Here is a 288-nt window from a genome sequence, read left to right on the forward strand (position 1 = left end):
CGATCAGGAGCGGCCACAGATAGGCGATCAGGCTGGCCTCCACCGCCGGCGCATTCCGCAAGGCGGTGAAGTAGAAGAAGTGGTAGCCGAACAGGCCGGCGATGCCGATGACCCAGACCTGCGGCGGAACCTTCTCAGGCCGTCCGGCGGCCGGCATCACCAGCCGCGCGGCAAGTCCGACGCCGGTGCCGATGGCGAAGGTGACGGCCGACAACAGGAACGGCGGCACCTGCCCGGAGGCGTCGGTGAGCAGCGCCAGCAGCGCCCACATGGCGACCGCGGAGAAGC

Annotated in this window: 1 protein-coding gene; it reads right to left on the minus strand. The window is 69.8% G+C overall.

What is annotated here, in order from left to right; translation table 11 throughout:
* A partial coding sequence (locus EN859_RS37315; protein WP_145972015.1) for an EamA family transporter occupies nucleotides 1-288 on the minus strand: 288 nt, incomplete at both ends.

The organism is Mesorhizobium sp. M00.F.Ca.ET.216.01.1.1, from assembly GCF_004010325.2.
Lineage (GTDB): Bacteria > Pseudomonadota > Alphaproteobacteria > Rhizobiales > Rhizobiaceae > Mesorhizobium.